General features: G+C 28.4%; 19 protein-coding genes. 14 read left to right on the forward strand and 5 right to left on the reverse strand.

Translation table 11 applies throughout. The annotated features are described in order from the left end of the window. Positions 1–128: 128 nt before the first annotated feature. The 9 genes from Ccar_RS07145 to Ccar_RS07185 all read left to right on the forward strand — a co-directional run bounded on the left by Ccar_RS07145 (position 129) and on the right by Ccar_RS07185 (position 9,375). Complete coding sequence (locus Ccar_RS07145; RefSeq protein WP_007060640.1) at positions 129–1,571, forward strand: DEAD/DEAH box helicase; 1,443 nt, start codon at positions 129–131, stop codon at positions 1,569–1,571. Between the two features lie 17 nt (positions 1,572–1,588). After that, a complete protein-coding gene (locus Ccar_RS07150) occupies positions 1,589–2,737 on the forward strand; it encodes a DEAD/DEAH box helicase (protein ID WP_007060639.1) in 1,149 nt (382 codons plus the stop codon). A 158-nt stretch (positions 2,738–2,895) separates the two neighbouring features. Continuing rightward, positions 2,896–3,603 carry a lantibiotic protection ABC transporter ATP-binding protein gene (locus Ccar_RS07155; RefSeq protein ID WP_007060638.1) on the forward strand — a complete coding sequence of 236 codons (708 nt, stop codon included), beginning with the start codon at positions 2,896–2,898 and terminating at the stop codon, positions 3,601–3,603. Positions 3,604–3,608: 5 nt separating this feature from the next. Beyond that, complete coding sequence (locus Ccar_RS07160) at positions 3,609–4,370, forward strand: lantibiotic immunity ABC transporter MutE/EpiE family permease subunit (protein WP_007060637.1); 762 nt, start codon at positions 3,609–3,611, stop codon at positions 4,368–4,370. Between the two features lies 1 nt (position 4,371). Continuing rightward, entirely contained in the window at positions 4,372–5,142 is a 771-nt protein-coding gene (locus Ccar_RS07165) for a lantibiotic immunity ABC transporter MutG family permease subunit (RefSeq protein ID WP_007060636.1), read from the forward strand. A gap of 27 nt (positions 5,143–5,169) precedes the next feature. After that, complete coding sequence (locus Ccar_RS07170; protein ID WP_007060635.1) at positions 5,170–5,829, forward strand: response regulator transcription factor; 660 nt, start codon at positions 5,170–5,172, stop codon at positions 5,827–5,829. Next, positions 5,820–7,217, forward strand: a complete 1,398-nt coding sequence (locus tag Ccar_RS07175) for a sensor histidine kinase (protein ID WP_007060634.1) — start codon at positions 5,820–5,822, stop codon at positions 7,215–7,217. Before Ccar_RS07170 ends, Ccar_RS07175 begins: the two co-directional genes overlap by 10 nt. A 410-nt stretch (positions 7,218–7,627) precedes the next feature. Further along, positions 7,628–8,293, forward strand: coding sequence for a corrinoid protein (locus Ccar_RS07180; protein WP_007060633.1), 666 nt, complete (start codon positions 7,628–7,630; stop codon positions 8,291–8,293). Between the two features lie 2 nt (positions 8,294–8,295). Continuing rightward, positions 8,296–9,375 (forward strand): uroporphyrinogen decarboxylase family protein, encoded by a 1,080-nt coding sequence (locus Ccar_RS07185; RefSeq protein WP_007060632.1) that lies wholly within the window; start codon positions 8,296–8,298, stop codon positions 9,373–9,375. A gap of 638 nt (positions 9,376–10,013) precedes the next feature. On the opposite strand, the gene Ccar_RS07190 is transcribed toward Ccar_RS07185, so the two are convergent. Then, complete coding sequence (locus tag Ccar_RS07190) at positions 10,014–10,868, reverse strand: cation diffusion facilitator family transporter (RefSeq protein WP_007061774.1); 855 nt, start codon at positions 10,866–10,868, stop codon at positions 10,014–10,016. A gap of 204 nt (positions 10,869–11,072) precedes the next feature. Here Ccar_RS07190 and Ccar_RS07195 point away from each other — a divergent pair, with 204 nt between their 5' ends. Further along, a complete protein-coding gene (locus tag Ccar_RS07195) occupies positions 11,073–11,498 on the forward strand; it encodes a hypothetical protein (RefSeq protein WP_007061773.1) in 426 nt (141 codons plus the stop codon). Between the two features lie 63 nt (positions 11,499–11,561). Here the strand turns inward: Ccar_RS07195 and crcB are convergent, their stop codons facing one another. Together crcB and Ccar_RS07205 are read right to left on the reverse strand one after the other, a co-directional pair. Next, a complete protein-coding gene (gene crcB, locus Ccar_RS07200; protein WP_007061772.1) occupies positions 11,562–11,921 on the reverse strand; it encodes a fluoride efflux transporter CrcB in 360 nt (119 codons plus the stop codon). A 3-nt stretch (positions 11,922–11,924) separates the two neighbouring features. After that, positions 11,925–12,353 carry a fluoride efflux transporter FluC gene (locus Ccar_RS07205; protein ID WP_416101167.1) on the reverse strand — a complete coding sequence of 143 codons (429 nt, stop codon included), beginning with the start codon at positions 12,351–12,353 and terminating at the stop codon, positions 11,925–11,927. Positions 12,354–12,642: 289 nt separating this feature from the next. On the opposite strand from Ccar_RS07205, the gene recQ reads away from it, so the two are divergent. Further along, entirely contained in the window at positions 12,643–14,778 is a 2,136-nt protein-coding gene (gene recQ, locus Ccar_RS07210; RefSeq protein WP_007061770.1) for a DNA helicase RecQ, read from the forward strand. Between the two features lie 95 nt (positions 14,779–14,873). Here the strand turns inward: recQ and Ccar_RS07215 are convergent, their stop codons facing one another. Next, positions 14,874–15,605 (reverse strand): protein kinase family protein, encoded by a 732-nt coding sequence (locus Ccar_RS07215; RefSeq protein ID WP_007061769.1) that lies wholly within the window; start codon positions 15,603–15,605, stop codon positions 14,874–14,876. 581 nt (positions 15,606–16,186) lie between these two features. Between Ccar_RS07215 and Ccar_RS07220 the strand changes: the two genes are divergently transcribed. Then, a complete protein-coding gene (locus tag Ccar_RS07220; RefSeq protein WP_007061768.1) occupies positions 16,187–17,089 on the forward strand; it encodes a 3'-5' exoribonuclease YhaM family protein in 903 nt (300 codons plus the stop codon). A gap of 22 nt (positions 17,090–17,111) precedes the next feature. Beyond that, positions 17,112–17,402, forward strand: coding sequence for a DUF503 domain-containing protein (locus tag Ccar_RS07225; RefSeq protein ID WP_007065208.1), 291 nt, complete (start codon positions 17,112–17,114; stop codon positions 17,400–17,402). An 88-nt stretch (positions 17,403–17,490) separates the two neighbouring features. Here the strand turns inward: Ccar_RS07225 and Ccar_RS07230 are convergent, their stop codons facing one another. Further along, a complete protein-coding gene (locus tag Ccar_RS07230; protein WP_007061766.1) occupies positions 17,491–19,026 on the reverse strand; it encodes an Ig-like domain-containing protein in 1,536 nt (511 codons plus the stop codon). 207 nt (positions 19,027–19,233) lie between these two features. Here Ccar_RS07230 and helD point away from each other — a divergent pair, with 207 nt between their 5' ends. Continuing rightward, the gene (gene helD, locus Ccar_RS07235; RefSeq protein ID WP_007061765.1) at positions 19,234–21,522 is read left to right on the forward strand and encodes an RNA polymerase recycling motor HelD; all 2,289 of its coding nucleotides are present in this window, start codon (positions 19,234–19,236) and stop codon (positions 21,520–21,522) included. The last annotated feature ends 23 nt before the right edge of the window (positions 21,523–21,545 follow it).

The raw sequence follows: 21,545 nt of genomic DNA on the forward strand, positions 1-21,545 counted from the left end.
CAATATAACAATATTAATTAACGTAAATATTAGATAAAATTACATATAATATGATTGTGTGATATAATAGTAAAGCTATATGTGAAAGAATTTTAAAAGTGGATATAATAAGAAAGGAAAATATTAATATGAGTGAAATAAAATTTGAAGATTTTAGATTAGGGCAGGATATACTAAAATCCATTAAAAATATAGGATATAAGAAACCTTCTAAGGTTCAACAACAAGTAATACCTTTAATTCTGCAAGGAAAAGATGTTATAGTAAAGTCTCAAACTGGAAGTGGAAAAACTGCTGCCTTTGCTATTCCTATATGTGAACATATGGAAATAGAAGAAAATGATGCTCAGGCCTTAATACTAACTCCAACTAGAGAACTGGCAGTTCAGATAAAAGAAGACATAAGTAACATAGGGAGATTTAAAAGAATTAGATGTTCAGCTATTTTTGGTAAACAGCCTATGGATACACAAAAGAAAGAATTAAAACAGAGGGTACATATAATAGTTGGAACTCCAGGAAGAACTTTAGATCACATAAAAAGAGGAAATATGAATTTACAAAATATAAAATTTTTAATTTTAGATGAAGCTGATGAAATGCTCAATATGGGATTCATAGAAGAAGTAAGTGAAATTATAGAAAATATTCCTGTAAGTAGACAAAATATGCTTTTTTCAGCTACTATGCCTGAGGCTATAGAAAATTTATCAAAAAAATACATGAAAAATCCAGCTAAAGTAGAAATAACCCCAGAAAAACTTACAGTAGATAACATAGAACAAAAATGTTATATTATAGAAGAGAATAACAAATTTTCTTTACTTAGAAATTTACTTTATATTGAGAATCCAGATACTGCAATAGTATTTTGTAGAACAAAGAATAATGTGGATTACGTTACAAGTAGAATGAAAGCAGAAAAATACTCTTGTGATAAAATACATGGTGGAATGCTTCAAAATGAAAGATTAGATACAATGAATAGTTTTAAAATGGGAGAATTTAGATTCCTTATAGCTACAGATGTAGCTGCTAGAGGTATTGATATAGATAATGTTACTCATGTAATAAATTATGATTTGCCTATGGAGAAAGAAAGCTATATTCACAGAATAGGAAGAACTGGTAGAGCAGGAAATAAAGGTACTGCTATAACATTTTCTACTCCTAATGAAGATAGATTTTTAAGTGAAATAGAAGATTATATACAAATGGAAATACCAAAGTGTGAACTTCCAACAGAAAAAGATGCAAATCAAAATAAAGAAGCTTTTTTAAGTAAAAACAAAATAAAACCGCTTAAAAAGGGAAAAACTGCAGATTTAAACAGTGAGATAACAAAGATATACATAAATGCAGGAAAGAAAAAGAAGATTAGACCGGGAGATATAGTAGGAGCTATTTCAAATTCTACTGGACTTAGTGCAGAAGTAATAGGAGTTATAGATATTCATGACACTCACTCTTATATTGATATACTAGAAGGAAATGGTGAGAAGGTATTAAAGGCTCTTAGTGAGGGCACTATTAAAGGTAAAAAAGTTAAAGTAGAATTAGCTAGTAAATAAAAAGGAGTTAAAAACACATGACAAAAACTTTATTTAAAGAATTAGGTATAAATGAAAAAATAACAGAAGGTTTAAAAAAAGAAGGCATTGAATATGCAACAGAAATACAAGTGGAGGCAATTCCACAGGCTATTTTGAACAAGGATATAGTAGGGGAAGCAGAAACAGGCAGCGGAAAAACTTTAGCTTATTTAGCTCCTATATTTCAAAATATAGATACAAATAGTAAAGCAGTGCAGGCATTTATACTTACACCTACACATGAACTTGCAATACAGGTGAATGATGTGATAAAAACTTTAGCTGAAGATTCAGAAATACCAGTTAAATCAGCGGCTATAATAGGAAATATAAATATAAAAAAACAAATAGAAAATTTAAAAAACAATAAACCTCATATAGTAGTGGGATCTACGGGTAGAATACTTCAACTTATTAAGCTAAAAAAAATGAAAGCACATATGATAAAGACCATTGTAGTTGATGAGGCAGATAAACTTTTAGATAAAAACAATGTAGAAGATGTTAAGGCTATAATAAAAACTACATTAAAGGATAGACAATTAATGTTTTTTTCAGCAACTATAGATGAAAGAACTTTAGATGTAGCAAAAACTTTAATGAAAGAATATGAAGTTATAAGAACACAGGGAAAAACTTCTATGAATGAAAATATAGAACATATGTGTTTTAAATGTGAGCAAAGAGATAAAATACTAATTTTAAGAAAGGTTTTTCACATATTAAATCCTAAAAAGGCTATTGTATTTGTAAATAAACCTGATGAAATAGAAGTACTTACTGAAAAGCTAAATTATCATGGAATAAAATCAGAATCTATATACGGAACCGCAGATAAAGAAGTACGTAAAAGAGCTCTAGAAGACTTCAAGGCAGGTAAAATTAATTTACTCGTAGCTTCTGATATAGCAGCTAGAGGTCTTGATATACAGGATGTAGAGTGCATTTTTAGCTACGATATACCAGAAGATACTGATAACTACCTTCACAGAGCAGGAAGAACAGCTAGAGCTGGTAAGGCTGGCAAATCTATATGTATATTTACAGATAGAGAGCAGAGTTTAATTAAGCAATATGAGAAGACTTTTAATATAAAAATAAATCTAAAAGACATGTACAAAGGAAAAATAATAGAACGTAGGTAAAAATAATTTTGGTTAAATAATCTCAGTGATGAAAAAGTCACTGGGATTATTTTTTTTAAATCCTTATAAAATCCTTAAAATTGATGTTTATAATAAATCATGAATTAAGACATTTTAAAAAATAATGTATTGATAGTTAAATGAGAGGATTGATAATAATGGAAAAGTATATTTTAAAAACGGAGAATCTATGTAAAAATTTTAAAGGGCAGCGAGCAGTAAATAATATTTCACTTGCTATTAAAGAAAACTCAATTTATGGTTTGTTAGGACCAAATGGTGCTGGAAAGTCTACCACATTAAAGATGATTACAGGAATGCTTCACCAAACTTCAGGAGAAATTGTTTTTCAAGGACATCCTTGGAGCAGAAAGGATTTAAATAGTATTGGTACATTAATTGAATCACCTCCACTATATGAAAATTTAACTGCAAGAGAAAATTTAAAAGTGAGAACTACACTTTTAGGACTTGAGGAATCCCGTATTGATGAAGTGCTCCAAACTGTTGATTTAACAAACACAGGAAAAAAACGTGCAGGACAGTTTTCTATGGGAATGAAACAGAGGCTTGGAATTGCCATTGCACTACTTAATCATCCTAAACTTCTAATTTTAGATGAACCTACTAATGGATTAGATCCTATAGGAATTCAAGATTTGAGAACGCTTATTCGTTCATTTCCAGAACAGGGGATAACCGTTATTTTATCCAGCCACATATTGTCAGAAGTAGAGCTTATTGCAGATCATATTGGAATTATAAGCAATGGTATTTTAGGATATGAAGGAAAAATTAATCCAGGTGAAGACTTAGAAACTCTCTTTATGGAAGTAGTTAAAAAAAGTAAAAGGGAAATGAGGTAATTAAAATGAGTTCATATTTGAAGGCAGAAAATTTAAAGTTAAAAAAGACAATGACAAAAAAACTTGTTTTGATTTTTCCAATTATTACATTGCTTTTTGGTGTTATGTCAGGAGTTTATTATGAGTTAAATACATTTAATTGGTGGTACATGGTAATGCTGCCAGGAAATATTGCACTTCTCTGTGCACTTGTAAATCAAAAAGAAGAAAAGAAAATTAAATATAGAGCTGTTTTTTCTATGCCTATTGACTTAAAAAAAGTTTGGACTTCAAAAGTTATACTTATAGCTATTTATGTTTTATTTTGTTGTATTATTTTGCCATTAGGAGCAGCATTAGTAGGAAAATTTATTTTACCAAGAATTATTTCAGGTTTTGCTTTAAGTTCTATAGTTACTATTCCAATTGTAAATGCAATAACTGCAGCTATTGTTATTGCAATAACATCATTATGGCAAATTCCTCTTTGCTTATTTTTAGCTAAGAAATTTGGATTTTTTGTACCAGTTATCTTAAATGTTGCAGTAGGTATAGCCCTTAACAGTATGATGGCTGTAAAATCCATTTGGTGGATATGTCCTTATAGCTGGACTAGCCGTCTTATGTGTCCTATGCTTGGAATACTTCCCAATGGGCAGATGCCAGCAGCAAAAGATTATATGCTTAATACAGGTGTAGTTCCTATAGGAATTATATTGTCTATTATGCTATTTGTTGTAATACTTATTGCTACATCACATTGGTTTAAAAATCAGGAGGTGATATAATATGGTATCATTATTTAGAGCTTTAAGAGCTGATTTTCAAAAGTTAAAACATACCCAAATATTTTGGATTCATATTGTAATTCCTGTATTGGGTGCATTGTTTTTTCTAATGTGTTACAATTTGTTTAACAGTGTGGAAACTGTAGAAAAGCATGTGCTCTATTTTGAATGTCTTAGTATGTTGTTTCCACTACTAATTGGAATAATTTGTGGTATAGTTGTTTCACAGGAGGAACAAGCAGGTCAATTTCAAGTATTGCTAAGTACAAAATCAAGGATTACTACGTGCTTAAGTAAGCTGCTTACTTTGATTCTTATGGGAATGTTTTCACTATTTTTAGCTCTTGGTATAGTACTTTTGGGATTGAAATTGTTTTTGCATGTATATAGTATTCCATATTCATTATATTTTCAAGCATTTGCATGGATTACTTTTGGTAATATATTTATTTATATATTGAGTTTTTGGCTTAGCTTAAAGTTTGGCAGAGGTGCATCTATTTTTCTTGGAATTGCAGGAATGCTTATTGCTGCTCTAATGATTACAGGACTGGGAGATAGATACTGGATGTATATTCCATGGGCATGGAGTGTAAGATTTTGTAATTTTATTGCTTTAAATTTTATGGCTGTAGCCATGCATAAAGAAATTCCTGACTTTTCATACTACTTTCGAAAAGCAGCATTTATTACAGGTACATATACTTTTGGAATATTGATATTAGAACTTTTATGGTTTAAGTTTTGGGAAGGCCGTAAGTGTGATGAATAGTCTTTTAGTTTGAAAGGGGTTGTCATTATGGCAAAAATTTTAGTAATAGATGATGAAAAAGATATTTTAGTTCTTGTTAAAAATGTTCTTGCAAAGGATGGACATGTCATTACAATAGTTGATGATGCAAAGAAATTGTCAGTTAATGAATACACCAAATATGATCTGATTTTATTAGATGTTATGATGCCCGATATAGATGGCTTTGAATTATGCAAAAAAATTCGTGAATTAGTAGACTCACCAATATTATTTTTAACTGCTAGAACTATGGAAAGTGATATAATGTTTGGACTTGGAATAGGTGGTGATGATTACATAACCAAACCATTTGGCACAGGCGAACTTCGTGCCAGGGTTAATGCCCATTTGCGAAGGGAAAATAGAGAAAAGCACAACATGATTTCTGTTTCTGGTATGAAATTTAACCTGGCAAGTAAGGAAATCATAATACAAGATAGAAAAGTTCCTATGACAAAAAGTGAATATGCTATTTGTGAATTTCTTGTACGAAATAGAGGACAGGTATTTACAAAAGAGCAAATTTATGAAGCTGTTTACGGATATGAAAGAGAAAGTGACAGTTCAGGTATTGCAGAACATATAAAAAACATAAGAGCAAAACTTTTAGTTTTTGAGTTATCTCCAATTGAAACAGTTTGGGGGATTGGCTATAAATGGGAATAATTAAAAAATCACCTACTATGAGGAGGATTTTTTTTAGATATCTATTAACTATGATTATAGCATTCATTGTTTTTTTATCAGTATATTTTGAACTTATTTTATTGCTTATAAAGTTCAATGTATTTTTGCCTGCAAATTATAGTGAAGGTTTAGCTGCAGCTTCAAAATCTCAAATTCAATCTGCACAAAGTGTTACGGAAAGTATGATTCCTAAAGGATGTAAGTTTGTTGTTTTTGATAAAAATTATAAAGTAATTAAAACAGATTTAAACTCTGAGGATTTAGAGAAAGCGAAAAAATGTGCAATGGGAGGAAGTTATGGTTACCGAGGAGGGACAAAACAGTATTATGTTATCACAAGAAAAGATGGAGTATGCGTACTACAGTATTATATTATAATGAGGTATAGTCCTGACTTTTTAAATAATAGTTTACCTAATCCTCAAGTAATGTTTGCTTTAATATTTATTTTTTTATGTGTTACTATTATTTTTGGTGTTTCAACACTTTATGGAAAAAAAATAAAAAAGCAGCTAAATCCTTTACTTGAAGCAGTAGAAAAAATTAAAGAAAAGGATTTAGATTTTGAAGCAGGCTATTCTAAAATTAAGGAATTTAATGATGTGTTATTGTCACTTTCTGATATGAAGGAGGAATTAAAAAAGTCCTTAAGTGAAAAATGGAGTATTGAACAAGCAAAAAGAGAGCAAATTTCAGCTCTTGCTCATGATATAAAAACTCCTCTTGCAGTTATTAAAGGAAATGCTGAACTACTAATAGATTCCCCTTTAAATGAAGATCAACAAGAATATACAAATTTTATTCATAAAAATGCCAATCAAATTGAAAAATACATAAAATTACTTATTGAACTTTCCAAAGCGGAAAAAGGTTTTCAAATACAGTTGAAAAGAGTAGATACAAAAGAATTTATAAAGAGTATTCATAACCAATTAAATACTCTTGCATGTATAAAAAAGTTACAGGTTGAATTTAAAGATGAAGGTTTACCAAAGAAAATTAATATTGATTACAGTTTAATGTATAGAGCAATCATTAATATTATTTCTAATGCAGTTGATTATTCAAAAGAAGATAGTAAAATATATTTTAAAGCAGAGTATCTACAGAACAACATTTGTTTTACTATTACAGATAGTGGTAAAGGCTTTTCAGAAAAAGATATTAAATTTGCCATAACACAATTTTACACAGGTGACAAAAGCCGAAACTACTCTAAAGCCCATTATGGTATGGGATTGTATATAGCTCATTCAATTGTAAAGCAGCATGGTGGTGAACTTTATATTGGAAATTCACCTATTACAGGAGGAGCACAAGTTGTAATTAAGGTGCCTGAGAATTTTAAGAGGACAGAGGACAATTGACATAGGACAGTGAAGGATGATTTTTCTACGCTACACTACGAAAAATCTTTAATTTAAAAAAACTTACCTTCATTATCCTCTGTCAAATGTCTTCTGAAAAAATTGAGTTGCAGTGTACTTATTATACAAATATTAAATCTGAGAATATATTAGTAAAAAACAGCTTTTGATGAGCTGTTTTTTATGTTGTATTTAAAACAATTAGTATAACAAAGAATAATTGAAGGAGGCATGTCTATTAAATTTACAAATAATTATTGTCTAATTGGTATAAAAGTAAATACAATTAATTTAGGGCATTTTTAGAAAGAGGGTGCAGAATTTATACATAATCAAATATAAAAATAAAAATGCTGGGTAAAGATGTGAATTAAATATAATTATACAAACTTTGAAAGGAAGAGAAAATTATGAAAGACGAATTAATTAAAAAGTTATCAGATGCAGTTGTTGATATGGAGGAAGATGAAACTGTAGAAATTTCAAAACAGTGCGTACAAAATGATATAAATGCATATGAAGCTATAGATAAGGGATTAGCTAATGGTATGAACAGGGCAGGTGAACTTTATGAAGAAGGAGAATATTATATTCCAGAATTGTTAATGTGTTCAGATGCTATGTATGCAGGACTTGATGTATTAAAGCCTCATTTGAAGAAAGATGAAAATGAAGTTAAGGAAAAAGTGGTAATAGGAGTAGTACAAGGAGATACTCATGATATAGGAAAAAACTTAGTTAGAATAATGATGGAAACAGAAGGTTTTGAAGTAATAGATCTTGGAAGAGATATACCTCCAATAGATTTTGTTGAAAAGGCTAAGGAAGTAGGAGCATCTATAATAGTTTTATCAACTCTTATGACTACAACTATGGATGGTATGGCTGAGGTAGTAAATATATTAAAAGAACAGGGATTAAAGGATAAAATAAAAGTTATGATAGGCGGCGGGCCTATATCACAAAGCTATGCAGATAAAATAGGAGCTGATGGATATACTACAGATGCTTCAAAAGCTGCTAAATTTGCAAAAGATTTGGTAAGTAAAATGAAGGGTAACGGTTTGGAGGCTTAAATATGAAGGATCAAATGACTCCTATGGAGAGAGCTATAGCATTGGGTAAAGGAGAAATTGTTGATAGATTACCTTGTAATCCCAATATAGCAAATGGAGTAGCACGTATTTATGGTTGTAAAATTTCAGAATTCAATACTAGTGGTAAAGCTATAGCTGAAGCACAAATAGCTGCTTACAGAAAATTTGGAATGGATGGGGTTAGAGTCTTTACTGATCTTTATGTTTGGGCAGAGGCCATGGGTACCAAGATTCTATTCCCTGAAGATAACACAGCAGATCTTTTGAAACCTGCAATCAGTGATATAAAAGATATTGATAAAATAAAAGTAGCTAATCCTTATAAAGATGGAAGACTTCCAGTATTTATAGAAGCTATGAAATACTTATCAGATGCTTTAGGAAAAGAGGTTCCTTGTTCAGGAGGTATTGTAGGTCCATTTACTAATGCTTTTTTTCTTGTAGGTATTGAAAAAATGACAAAATTATTTTTTAAAAATCCAGAAGCAGTACATAAGCTTTGTGAAATTTCACTTCAAACTTGTATAGAGTATGCCAAGGTTATAATGGATGTAGGACTTTCACCTACTATTTCAGAACCTCTGTCTTCTTCTACTATAATAAGTCCTAAACATTTTAGAACTTTTTGTCTTCCTTATTTGAGAAGGCTCTTAGAATTTATTAATTCAAAAGGTAAAACTTGTGTTTTGCATATATGTGGAAAGACAGAAAAAATATGGCCTGACATAAGAGAAATGGCATCCATAGGTGTAGGTGGCTTTAGTATGGATAATATAGTAAGCCTTTCGGATTGTAAAAAGACTATAGGAGACAAAATGAAGGTAATAGGTAACATAGACCCATCCAATGTTATGTATGCAGGCACAAAAAATGAAGTGAGGAATGCTGTAATAAATAGCGTTATGGAAGGTTATGACAGTCCTAAAGGATATGTTATAATGTCAGGATGTAGTCTTCCTGTAGAAACACCTTTAGAAAATATACAGACTATGATGGATACTGCTAGGGAAATTGGATATCCAGTGAATAAGGAAAAGTTGGAAAGAATGATAGTAAAATAAGATTCAATTTTTGCAGTTTAAAAATTATGTGACATAAGGGTGTAGTGGAAGTTTGGATTTTAACTTTCATTCCGTGATATATAATAAGGGTGTCATCACGGCTAAATGTTTTAATTATTCTAAAGCTCGAAATTTTTGAAAACCTAAGAACTTTGTCAAACTCGGTTCCCTCAGACAGGACTAAAGTTCTAAGGCTTTCAAAAATTTTGAGCTAAGAATAATACTAAAACAATTTAGCTAATGTGATGACACCCTTATCATATATCACTTCATAAAAGTTAAAATTCAAACTAGCAACTTCAAGTGTACGTACGTAATTAAAAATTATATTTAATCATAACTTATAACATTTAAAACTAAGTCAGAGCCTGCTGTTGGGCTAATATATTTAATTTAAAAGTCAGTTGCTTTTTATTTTATAGAAATACCTCAAAATAGATTTATTATTTAGGTTGTTGAAAAATATAACATAAAAAATATACAATTATTTCCAATGTAGTTAATAATCAACTAACTCACTATTTTTGCAGGCTGCGCCATAAAGTATTATTTAAAAATAGTTCAAATGTACCTATTATATAAAGTTAAAATTTTGTATGTGCCAAAGTTGAGTAAACAACAATTTTTTAGTCAGTAATTTATTTATATGAAGGTTCTGCATGAATTAATACATAAGATTTAGGTAGGGATACTTTTATTTCACTTTCAACAGTATCACATAAATCATGTGCTTCTATTAGTGAAAAATTTCTGTTGATTATTAAATGAATATCTATTTGTTTATTTTCTCCACACTTTCTTGTTCTAAGTCTGTGATAACCTGTAATGTCTCTATGAGAGCTTACGATTCTTACAATTTTTTCTATATCTTCATCGGAAAGTTTACTGTCAACTAAATCATTTAAAGATTTTTTTATTAAATCTATAGAAGTTTTAATAATTAAACAAGCTACTAATATAGCTGCTATAGGGTCTATTATTGAAAGTCCAGTGATTTTTACAAGTATAAGTCCAAAAAATACACCTAAAGCTGTGGCTACATCTGTCAATAGATGAAGAGCATCTGCTTCTAGAGCAATAGAATTTGTTTTTTTTGATATTTTCATAAGTACAGTAGAAATTATGAAATTAACAAAAGCAGATACAAACATCACTAGTAAACCAGGGCCAACATTTTCTATACTAGAGCTATAAATTACTTTTTTTAAAGCTTCATAAATAATTAAAATTGCTGCAAAAAGTATGAGAAGTGCTTCTACAAAGCCAGAAACATTTTCATATTTACCATGTCCAAAAGGATGTTCTTCATCTTCAGCCGCAGCAGCTTTTTTTATAGAAATAAATGCTATAAAGCTTGCTAGTAAATCCATAGAAGAGTGAATGGCTTCAGACATAACACTTATAGAACCTATGGATATAGCAGCTATAAATTTAAAAATTACAAGTGTAGAATTTGATACTATAGATAAAAGAGCTGCTTTCTCTTTATTCATTTTGTATAGCCTCCTGTTTTCCTTAAGTATTGCAAGATTACTTATGTTTTATTAAATAATATATGCTCAGCAAATGAAAATGCTACAATGAGGTAAACTTTTGATTTAAAAGTGGGGAAACATATATTACTAAATAATAAAAAGTATTTGTGGAAAATAACTTTGTATGATACAATATACATAAATTTTACAGGAGGTGATAAAGTGAAAGAATTTGGAAAAATGTTGGGGTGGATAAGCTTTTGGGGGTATGGAGTAGCTTTACTTAATTTTTTTATGAAATATATTAATAAAAAATACATAAATAAGCTTCCTAAGGATAAAAAAAGTTATTCTGATTTTTACAGAATGGTTATGAAATATGTTGTTAAATATCATAAAATGGCAGGAATTATAGCTTCTATAGCAGTACTAGGACATTTGTATTTAATGTATATGACAAAGGGATTATCCATACCAGGACTTACAGCATTAATAGTGATGATTGTAGTAGCTTTACTTGGTATATACGGATTTTTTATAAATAGAAATATGAGAGGACATTGGTTAAAGATACATAGAATTTTATCATTTATATTGATAGCTTTAATTTTATTTCATATATTATTTAAAAAGTTTCTTATCATTTAAAAATATAATTATAAAGTAAAATAAGTGAGTATGTAATTTAATCTACATACTCACTAAATATTTTTAATGTAATAATAAACCTAGTTTCATACCTATTATGTATCCAATTATACCAAGAATAAAAGATAGTAATATATAGGCAATAGCATTGAGTTTAAAATTCTTTTCAAAAAGATTAAAACCTTCATACATAAATGTAGAAAAAGTAGTATAAGCACCTAAAAAACCATCACCTATAAGTAAATACATGTTTTTATTTATGCCTATATAGCTAACTATGCCAAGTAAAATTGCACCTGTAATATTTATAATAAAAGTTCCTATAGGAAATGGTGATTTTGAGTATTTACTTATAAATTTCCCTAAAGAAAACCGGGTTAAGCTTCCTAAAATACCACCAATACCTACTAGCAAGATTTCCATAATTTAATTCTCTCCTAAGTTTTCAACAGTTCTATTATATAATTTAGATACGGCAGTTCTAGCTATAATTACTCCTAAATAAGCAGCAGTTAATCCTAAAAATGCTGAATACAATATATAAGTTAATGAATAAAGCGAATGTGATTTGTAAATGAGTTCAGAGCTTTCTTTGCATAAGGTTGAGAAGGTTGTATAAGCACCTAGAAAGCCTGTACATATACCTAGCTTTAAATCTGTACTTATTTTAAAGCCTTCCAGTGCTGCAGTAGTTATAAGAGCTAATAAAAAACTTCCTGTAACATTGATAAATAAAGTGTTTACAGGAATCATATTTCCAAGATTATTAATGGGAGCAGTTTTAACTAGAAATCTTAAAATAGCACCTAAAAATCCTCCAAGTCCAATAAAAAAGTATTTTTTCAATTTTAACACTTCCTTTTTATCATAAAAAAATTGTTCTTTAGTTTTTGAGTGAATTGAATTACATTTTAAAAGTATACTATATTTTGGTCAATTTTGAAAGTCTCATTGCAAAAAAATAAAAGAAAAGTGGTGGATATAAAATGCTCACCATATATAGGGGGACTTGATGTTATAGATTTGATGATGTATTATTGTCATTAGAAATAGAAAATAAATATTACAATTTGAATATTTTTAATTTATAGAGGTTAGTATTATTGTTAAGATATACAAATAAATGCAGGAGGTCTGTCTTTTAATGCTTGAAGAGGCTAAGGTTTTATTAAAGAAATATTATGGATATGATAGTTTTAGAGAAGGTCAAGAAAAGGTAATAAATAGTATATTGGAAGAAAAAGATACCTTTGCTATAATGCCTACAGGAGCAGGTAAATCTATATGCTATCAAATACCTGCTCTTTTAATGAAGGGAATAACAATAGTTATCTCTCCATTGATATCGCTTATGAAGGATCAAGTAGATGCTCTCAATGATATAGGAGTAAAAGCAAGTTTTATAAATAGTTCATTGGACCAATATGAACTTCAAGAAAGAATATTAATGGCAGTAAGTGGATATACGAAACTTTTATATGTTGCACCAGAAAGGTTAGAATCCGAAAGTTTTTGTGAACTTATAAAGACACTTAATATATCAATGATTGCTATAGACGAATGTCACTGTGTTTCACAATGGGGGCATGACTTTAGACCAAGTTATAGGTCTATTGCACCATTAATAAAAAAATTAGACCATAGACCTATAATTTCAGCTTTTACAGCTACAGCAACTAATGAGGTTAAGGAAGATGTAGTAAAACTTCTAGGCCTTAAAGAGTCTAATGTGTATACTACAGGTTTTGATAGAAAAAATTTATATTTTTCTGTGGTTAGGGGAGAAAATAAAAAGGATTATTTACTTAAGTATTTAGAAAATAATAGGGATCAAGTTGGAATAATTTATGCAGGAACCAGAAAAGAAGTGGATAATATTTATGAATCTCTTAAAAAGAAAGGTTATTCTGTAGGAAAATATCATGCAGGTATGAGTGATACAGCTAGAACAAAAGCTCAAGAGGATTTTTTATATGATAATGTAAATATAATTGTGGCTACTAATGCCTTTGGAATGGGAATTGATAAATCCAATGTAAGATATGTTATACATTATAATATACCTAAGAATATGGAAGCGTATTATCAAGAAGCAGGACGTGCAGGAAGAGATGGAGAACCAAGTGAATGTATTTTATTATTTGGAGCTCAGGATATCATGCTTCAAAAGTTTCTTATAGAACAAAGCATATTTTCAGAAGAAAGAAGAATTAATGAATATAGAAAGCTTCAGGATGTTGTTGATTATTGCCATACTACTAAATGTCTTAGAAAGTTTATTTTAGAATATTTTGGGGAAACTGATGTGCCAGATTTTTGTGATAATTGTAGTGTTTGTAAGGATGAAACAGAGCTTTCAGACATAACCATAGATGCTCAAAAGATATTTTCATGCATAGCTCGTATGAAGCAGAGGTTTGGAACAGTTTTAGTATCACAGGTACTACGAGGTTCAAAAGATAAAAAGGTATTAGATTTTGGCTTTGAAAAACTTTCTACTTATGGAATAATGAAAAATTATACTGTAAAGGAAATAAAGGATTTAATAAATGTACTTATAGCAGATGATTATTTATATCTTACTGAAAGCCAATTTCCTGTGGTAAGACTTAAGGAAAAAGCAGTAAGTGTTCTTAAAGGTGAAGAAAAGGTATTTCAAAAAATTCATAAGGCTAAGAAGAAAGTTGTTCAAGAAAATTCTCTTTTTTTGCTGCTTAAATCTCTTAGAAAAACTATATCAGAAAGAGAGGCAGTACCTCCTTATATAATTTTTGCAGATGCAGCTTTAAGGGATATGAGTGAAAAACTTCCTGAAAATGATGAAGAATTTCTTGATATTAAAGGTGTTGGAGAATCAAAGCTTCAAAAGTATGGAGAAGAATTTTTAAATACCATAAGAGCTTATATAGAAGAACATCCTTCAGAAAAAGTTTCGTATAAAACTGAGAAAGAATTAAATGAGGATGTGTGCGAAAAACATGATGTTCCAAGTCATGTTGTAACTTTAAACATGTTTAATGAAGGCAAATCATTAGAAGAAATAAGCAAGGAAAGAAATTTGAAATTTATGACTATTGAGGATCATATAATGAGATGTGCCATGGAAGGAATGGATGTAGATTTAGATTTTTTCATACCAAAGGAGTATGAAGAATGCATTTTTCAAGCTATAGAAAAGTCAGATAGTACAAAGTTAAGAAATATAAAAGAAATGCTGCCAGAAGAGGTAAGCTATACTGCTATAAAAGCAGCTTTATGCAAAATGAAAAATTCTGCATAAAAGAAAATTAATGCGTTGGTATAAAAGAGAGAGCTTTAAACCAACGCATTTTTAATTATTTCCTATTAACATATTTTATATAAATATATGGTCAATTATATTTCATAGTGTTTAAAACATAAGAAATCATGTTCTAATTCATCTAAACTTTTATATTTTTTTTCAATACCCATAAGTCTTTTCAAAAACATTAATTCTTCTTTATACAAATTTAATTCATCATACCAAGGTTTACTTTTTTTATTTACAATTTCAAAGGATGTGTAATATAAGTGTAACAAAAAATCACCTAAATATGAAAAATCCACATCTATAGTATAGCGTTCATCATTAATCCATCTAGCTAATCCAAAGTCTAATAAATAAACTTTACCATTATTATATAGTGTATTTGGTACTCGTATATCCCTATGAACAATACCCATACTATGCAAATACTTTAAAATGCTGATTAACTGAAAACAAATTTTATATATTTCTTTTCTTTTAAAAATATAGTCATCCTTAAAAATTATTTCTTCAAAGGTTTTGCCTTCTTTAAATTCTAAAATATAACCTGAAAATTTATCTTTTTCTATTTTTTCTATAAATCGTGGTATACAGTTATGATTAATGGAACTCAATATTTCTTCTTCAAAGCAGACTTTTTTTCCTATCTTTTTTAGCATTTCTTTTTTTAGTTGCTTTAATATATAATTTTTATTGTTATTAGATACTAAATAACAAATTCCATATCTGCCTTCGCCAATTATTTTTACTATGGTATATTTGTCAATTTGTTCACCAGGCAAATATATTTTATCTCTTTTAAAAAAATTTAAGACCATGAGCTGTGGTGATGCCTTCTATGATGATATTGATGGTGGTCAGAATGAGAATAATGTTTGCGGGAGTGAGAATGGCTTCTGGAAGAAAACACACTTCCAATTATTGAACTAAAGAAGCCAGATTTTTTATGATGTTTCCTTTTGTAATAATCGCTGCCATGGTCAGTATTGCCATGATGTCTGCTTGAACTTCTTGAGAAAAAAGAAAAAATGCCCATATAAATCCTCCTTAAACATAAATATTTGTAATGAATATTATCAATTGATAATATTTAATGTGTTATTATAATATACTAAGATTGAGAAAATGTAAAGGCATTTCTGAAAAATATTTTATACGAATTTTATTATTAATTGATAATGAAAATTGTTAATAATGGTGTTAATAAAAACTTTTTTATAAAATGGTTAAGTTCAATTAATTAATGTGAGGAAGTTTATGATAAAATACGATTATAAGTATAAATAAATTTTTTACATATACTAAATTTACAACATGTTAAAAGCAAATAAGTGAATTTTTTAAAATAAGATTTTTATTTTTAATACTTATTTAATATGCTTAATTTGGAGGAAAAAGTATGATTAAAAAAGAGAACTTTTTAAATGATATAAAAAGTAGCAGTAGCATAAAAGTATCATTAATGGTAATGAAGGTAATATTTAAGGATAGTGATAAAATAGTATGCATACTAGGAGATAAAAGTGGAGAAATAAAAGCTAATATACCAAATAAAAATAATGAGATAACAGAAGGAATAGTAATAGAAATTGAAGGTATAAAAGATGGAAACCTGGATGTTAAAAAATATGAAGTGATTTTAGAATATAATATTTCAGATTATCTTCCAACAGTAAAAAGACCTATTGAAGAAATTATGGATGAAATTGAACTATATACTAATGAATACATTGTTTCAAAAGAAGCTAAGGCTTTAAATGACTATTTTTTTAAGAATGAAATATTTTTAAATAAATTCAAAAAGGGAATAGGTGGAGTTTCCATGCATCATAATTATCTAGGTGGGCTTGCAGAACATACATTAAATGTCATGTATTTAACAGCTATACTTTGTGAAAGATATGGATGCAGGAGGACAGAAATAGCCATGCTTTCGGCAAAGCTTCATGATATTGGAAAAGTTTATGAATTATATTATGATGGGCCTTTTAAATATACTAATAGAGGAGAAATGGAAGGACATATTGTCATTGGAGTGGAATTAATAGATAAAGCAATTAGAGAAAAACCTGAATTTTATTCAGAGGATTTTATAACAAGAGTAAAAGGGTGTATTGTTCAGCATCATGGAAAGCTTGAATTTGGTTCTCCAAGGACAATGAAAATGGAAGAATCATTTATAGTTAATTATGCTGATTCAATAGATGCTACCATGAATAAGATTTGTCAAATAAAAGATAAAACAGAACCTAATAATTGGTCAGATTATGATAGAAGAATTGAAACAAAATTATATTTATAGAAAAAAGAGATGGTGAAAATACGTGAAGATTTTGCTTATAAAAATTACTTTGAGGGCATCCTGGGTACATTCTTTAAAGGAAAAGAGAATGATTGTAAAAAGTATTGTTCAAAGGTTAAAGAATAAATTCAATATATCAGTGGCAGAAGTTGATGAGCAGGATATTCATCAAATAATAGTAATAGGTATTGCAGGAATATGCGGAAGCTCCTCACAAGCAGATTCTACAATGGAAAATATTATAACTTTTGTAGAATGTAATACTGATGCAGAAATAATAGATATTCAGAGAGAAAATATTGAAGGTGTGTAAAAAATAAAAAAACAGATTGTCCATAATAAATAATTAGGCAATCTGTTTTACTATTTCAATTAATATAGAAAATATATACTTATAAAATTTAGTTGTTCAATTTGCTTCCTTCACACTTTAAAAAGTCTAAACATCTAGCATCTAATTCATCGAAAGACCATAATCCAGAACATTTGAATTTATATGCTGCATAGTCAGCGTAATCGCTATAATATACATCATAGGTTTGTATTAAAGGATATATAGGCTTGTCCAATTTATAATTTTTATAGTCTTTAATCATTAAATCCATACATTTTTTTATTGGCCATTTCATTTCGCCCCAGTAACATTGAGGCGCAGAAAAATCGCAGTATTTATTGAAAACTGAATATGGTATATCTTGATGATAACTTGCTATAGGATAAGAAGTATATCCAATAATAGCATTTGGACATTTACTTCTTAAAATGCTGCATACTTGTTCAGATTCAGAAGTTTTACCTATTACAGCATCTTCTACATCAAGAACATAATAATCACTATGATTAATAGCATCAACTATTATATTGGCTTCAGCTTCAACATTAGTAAAGTGATTGAAGCCCCAGGTACCTACTTTAAATCCTGCTTGTTTAAAATTATTTTCATATTTCAAAAAATCATCTCTAAAATTCATGCCGCCTCCGGTTGGACTTGAACCTTCATGATACTTAATACAGACATTATTTATACCTAAAGATTTTAATTTTGATATTAAATTATCTATGCTACCATATTTATTTACTAAATCTTGAAGCTGCCATATCCATGCGGAAGTAGTGCTAATACTAGATAGATTATTTTTATTAGGAGCATTTACAAGCAAACTCAAAATTACTTTTTTACTATATCCATCAATGGTTCCTTGAAAAATGTAGTTTCCTGGAATGCTAGAGGAATCAAAAGGCTTGTCCCAAATAATTTTTACCTGCTTTTTATCTCCAGAAGACATAACAGCAGTTACTGTATCTGGCAATTTATAGCTATCACTTTGATTTATAGATACATCCATATTGTCCACTGAGTTTATTTTATCTATAGAGGCTGCTTTTGAAACAGTTTTAAAATTCATACTGAAAGAAGTGTTTAAGTATTTACTGCTTGTAGACATCAAAGTCTTATCAATGTTTAATGAATAATAATTATCAGAATTATATTGAGATATAGTGGATATAGTTATACAAAGGTTATTTTTTGTAAGTGATATATTTAATGGTACTTCTGTATTGTTTTTTTTATCTATAATTTTTATACTGCTTTTAGCAGAAGATAAATTTATAGGTTGATTAAATTGTATTGACCAAATTTTATCTAAAGGTACATTGCTAATGTTATCTACATTAGATGTTGAGAAAGCAAAAGTGTTTTCAACATTTGAAGAATCAGATACATTTTTTTGTAGTAGAGTTTTAGAAGTATCTTGTGCTGTTGAAACTTTAGGTGCATCTTCTTGTGATTTATTAGTATTTTTATCATTAGTTGAAATGGTTTGAGTTTTAGATGCAGGAGGCACATTGGAAGCTAGCGCTATATTATGAGAATTTAATTGATATGCTATAACAATGCCTGCAAATATTAAAAGTTTTTTTGATGTTTTAATCAATTGTCTCTCTTCTTTCTATTATTTAAATTTTATCATATTATTTTAATTTACAATTTTTATAAAAGTAATATAATAATGCACATAAAATATACCATTTAACTTATGCGTTTATCAAGTAAAAATTTTCCATTGGCATGTTGTTATACTTGACATATCATATGCTTAAATATAAAATTAATTTTTGTATATATATTTGGGGGTGTTCTAATGGCTTTAAATGATGAAGATATTATATTGGAAAAAAATAATTTAAGTGAAATGGAAGATTGGATACATAATGAAGAAATAAAAATTAAAGAAAATGATGATGAATTAAAAAAGAGGATAGATGGTCTTAGAAAACAATCTAAAGGTAAATATAATGAAGAATTAGAAACAAAGGAAAAGTTATATAAAATAACCCATAAAAATTTAGAAAAATATAATGAAGCTAAAAGTCAACCATACTTTGGAAGAATAGATTTTAGAGAATATAAAAGGGATAATGAGATTTTTTATATAGGAAAATTTGGACTTATGGATATGACAACTGGTGATGAAAAAGTTATAGATTGGAGATCGCCAATAGCTGATTTATATTATAGTGGAACCTATGGAGAAGTTTTTTATAGAGCACCTATGGGAATAGTTAGTGGCGAATTAACTCTTAAAAGAAAGTTTTTAATTAAAGAAGGTAAACTTATAAATGCTTTTGATGAAGGCATAAATGAAATAATTTTAAGATCAGCAGGTGGTGGAGAAAATGTTCTAATGGATGAATATTTAAAAATCAATTTAGAGCAAAGTGTAAGTAATAAATTAAAGGATGTTGTTGCCACCATACAAAAAGAGCAAAATGATATAATAAGAGCTGAAAAGAATACAGCACTTATAGTTCAAGGTTCAGCTGGGTCAGGAAAGACTACAGTAGCACTTCATAGATTAGCTTATTTAATATATAAATATAATGGAAAACTTAAAGGAGAAGATATTTTAGTTGTAGCTCCTAATAAGTTATTTTTAGATTATATATCAGAAGTTTTACCTGACCTTGGAATAAATACTGTTAAACAGATTACTTTTGAAGAAATAGCTCTTGAAGTATTAAAGCTTAAAGGAAAACTAATTACAAAGGATAAAAAGCTTTCAGATATATTAGAAGCAAAAGATAGTGAAAACTTAAAGTATATGACTAAAAGCAGCAACATTAAAGGTACAATGGAATATAAGCTACTTATGGATAAATATATAGAGTATGTAGAGTTAAAAGATTTAGATATAGAGGATATAAAGGTTGAAAAGTACTTGCTTTTCGATAAAAAAGAGATAAAAAGATTATATTCTAAAGATATGGTAAATTTATCTTTAAATAATAGAAAAGATGAAATTAAAAGATATTTTACATTAAAAATAGATGAAAAGATAAGAAATGTACTAGATAAAATAGATTTTTCTTATGAATATATGATAGCAAGAGTAAAAAAAACCATGGAAGATGGTCCTTTAAGAAGAAAGAAACTAATAGAATTATATGATGCAAGAGATAATAAGAAGGTGCAAATAAAGCAAGCAAGCATCAAAAATTTTGAAGATTATTTTGATAAGTGGAAAATAACAGATACTAAAAGATTTTATTTTGACTTATTTAATGAAGAGGAAATTTTTAATGAAGTTATTAAGGATAAAATACCTAAAAAACTTGCTTTGTATGTGAAAAAGGAATTAAGTTACAATTTTGAAAATGACATTTTTGATAGTGATGATTTAGCAGCTATGATGTATTTAAAATTCAAAATAGAAGGCGTGCCAGAAAAATATAAATATAAACATATAGTTATAGATGAAGCACAGGATTATAGTATGTTTCAAATAGCTGTACTAAACGAAATGGTTTTAAATAATTCTTTAACTATAGTAGGAGATATAGGACAGGGAATATATTATTATAAGGGTATAGAGAGATGGGAAAGCTTAGTAGATGATGTATTTAGAAATAAAGCTACTTATATACAGCTCACTCAAAGTTACCGTTCTACAGTGGAAATAATAGAATTTGCAAATAAAGTGCTTAAGAAACAAAAAAATAAGTTAAAACCTGCTATGCCTGTTTTAAGGCATGGTAAATGTCCGGAAATTATTGAGTTTAATAATAATAGAGAGTTTGCAGAAAAATTAGACTCTATAGTAGAAGAAGTAAAAGCTATGGATAAAAAGAGTATAGCAGTTATAGGAAGAACTTACGAAGAATGCAAAAAGATAAAAGAGCATTTAAAAAAATACAGCAATTATAAATGGGAGCTTGTTAAAGAAACAGATAAAAATTTAAAATTGGAGAAAATAATAGTACCTTCCTATATGACAAAAGGATTAGAGTTTGATTGTAGTGTTATATATAATTGTAATAAGGATAACTATAAAGATAACGAATTAGATAAGAAAATATTATATGTTTGTCTCACTAGAGCACTGCATTTACAGTATATTTTTTACAATAAATGTATATCTGAACTTATTTAATAATATTTTTTAAAAAATAATCA

Source organism: Clostridium carboxidivorans P7 (assembly GCF_001038625.1).
Taxonomy (GTDB): domain Bacteria; phylum Bacillota; class Clostridia; order Clostridiales; family Clostridiaceae; genus Clostridium_AM; species Clostridium_AM carboxidivorans.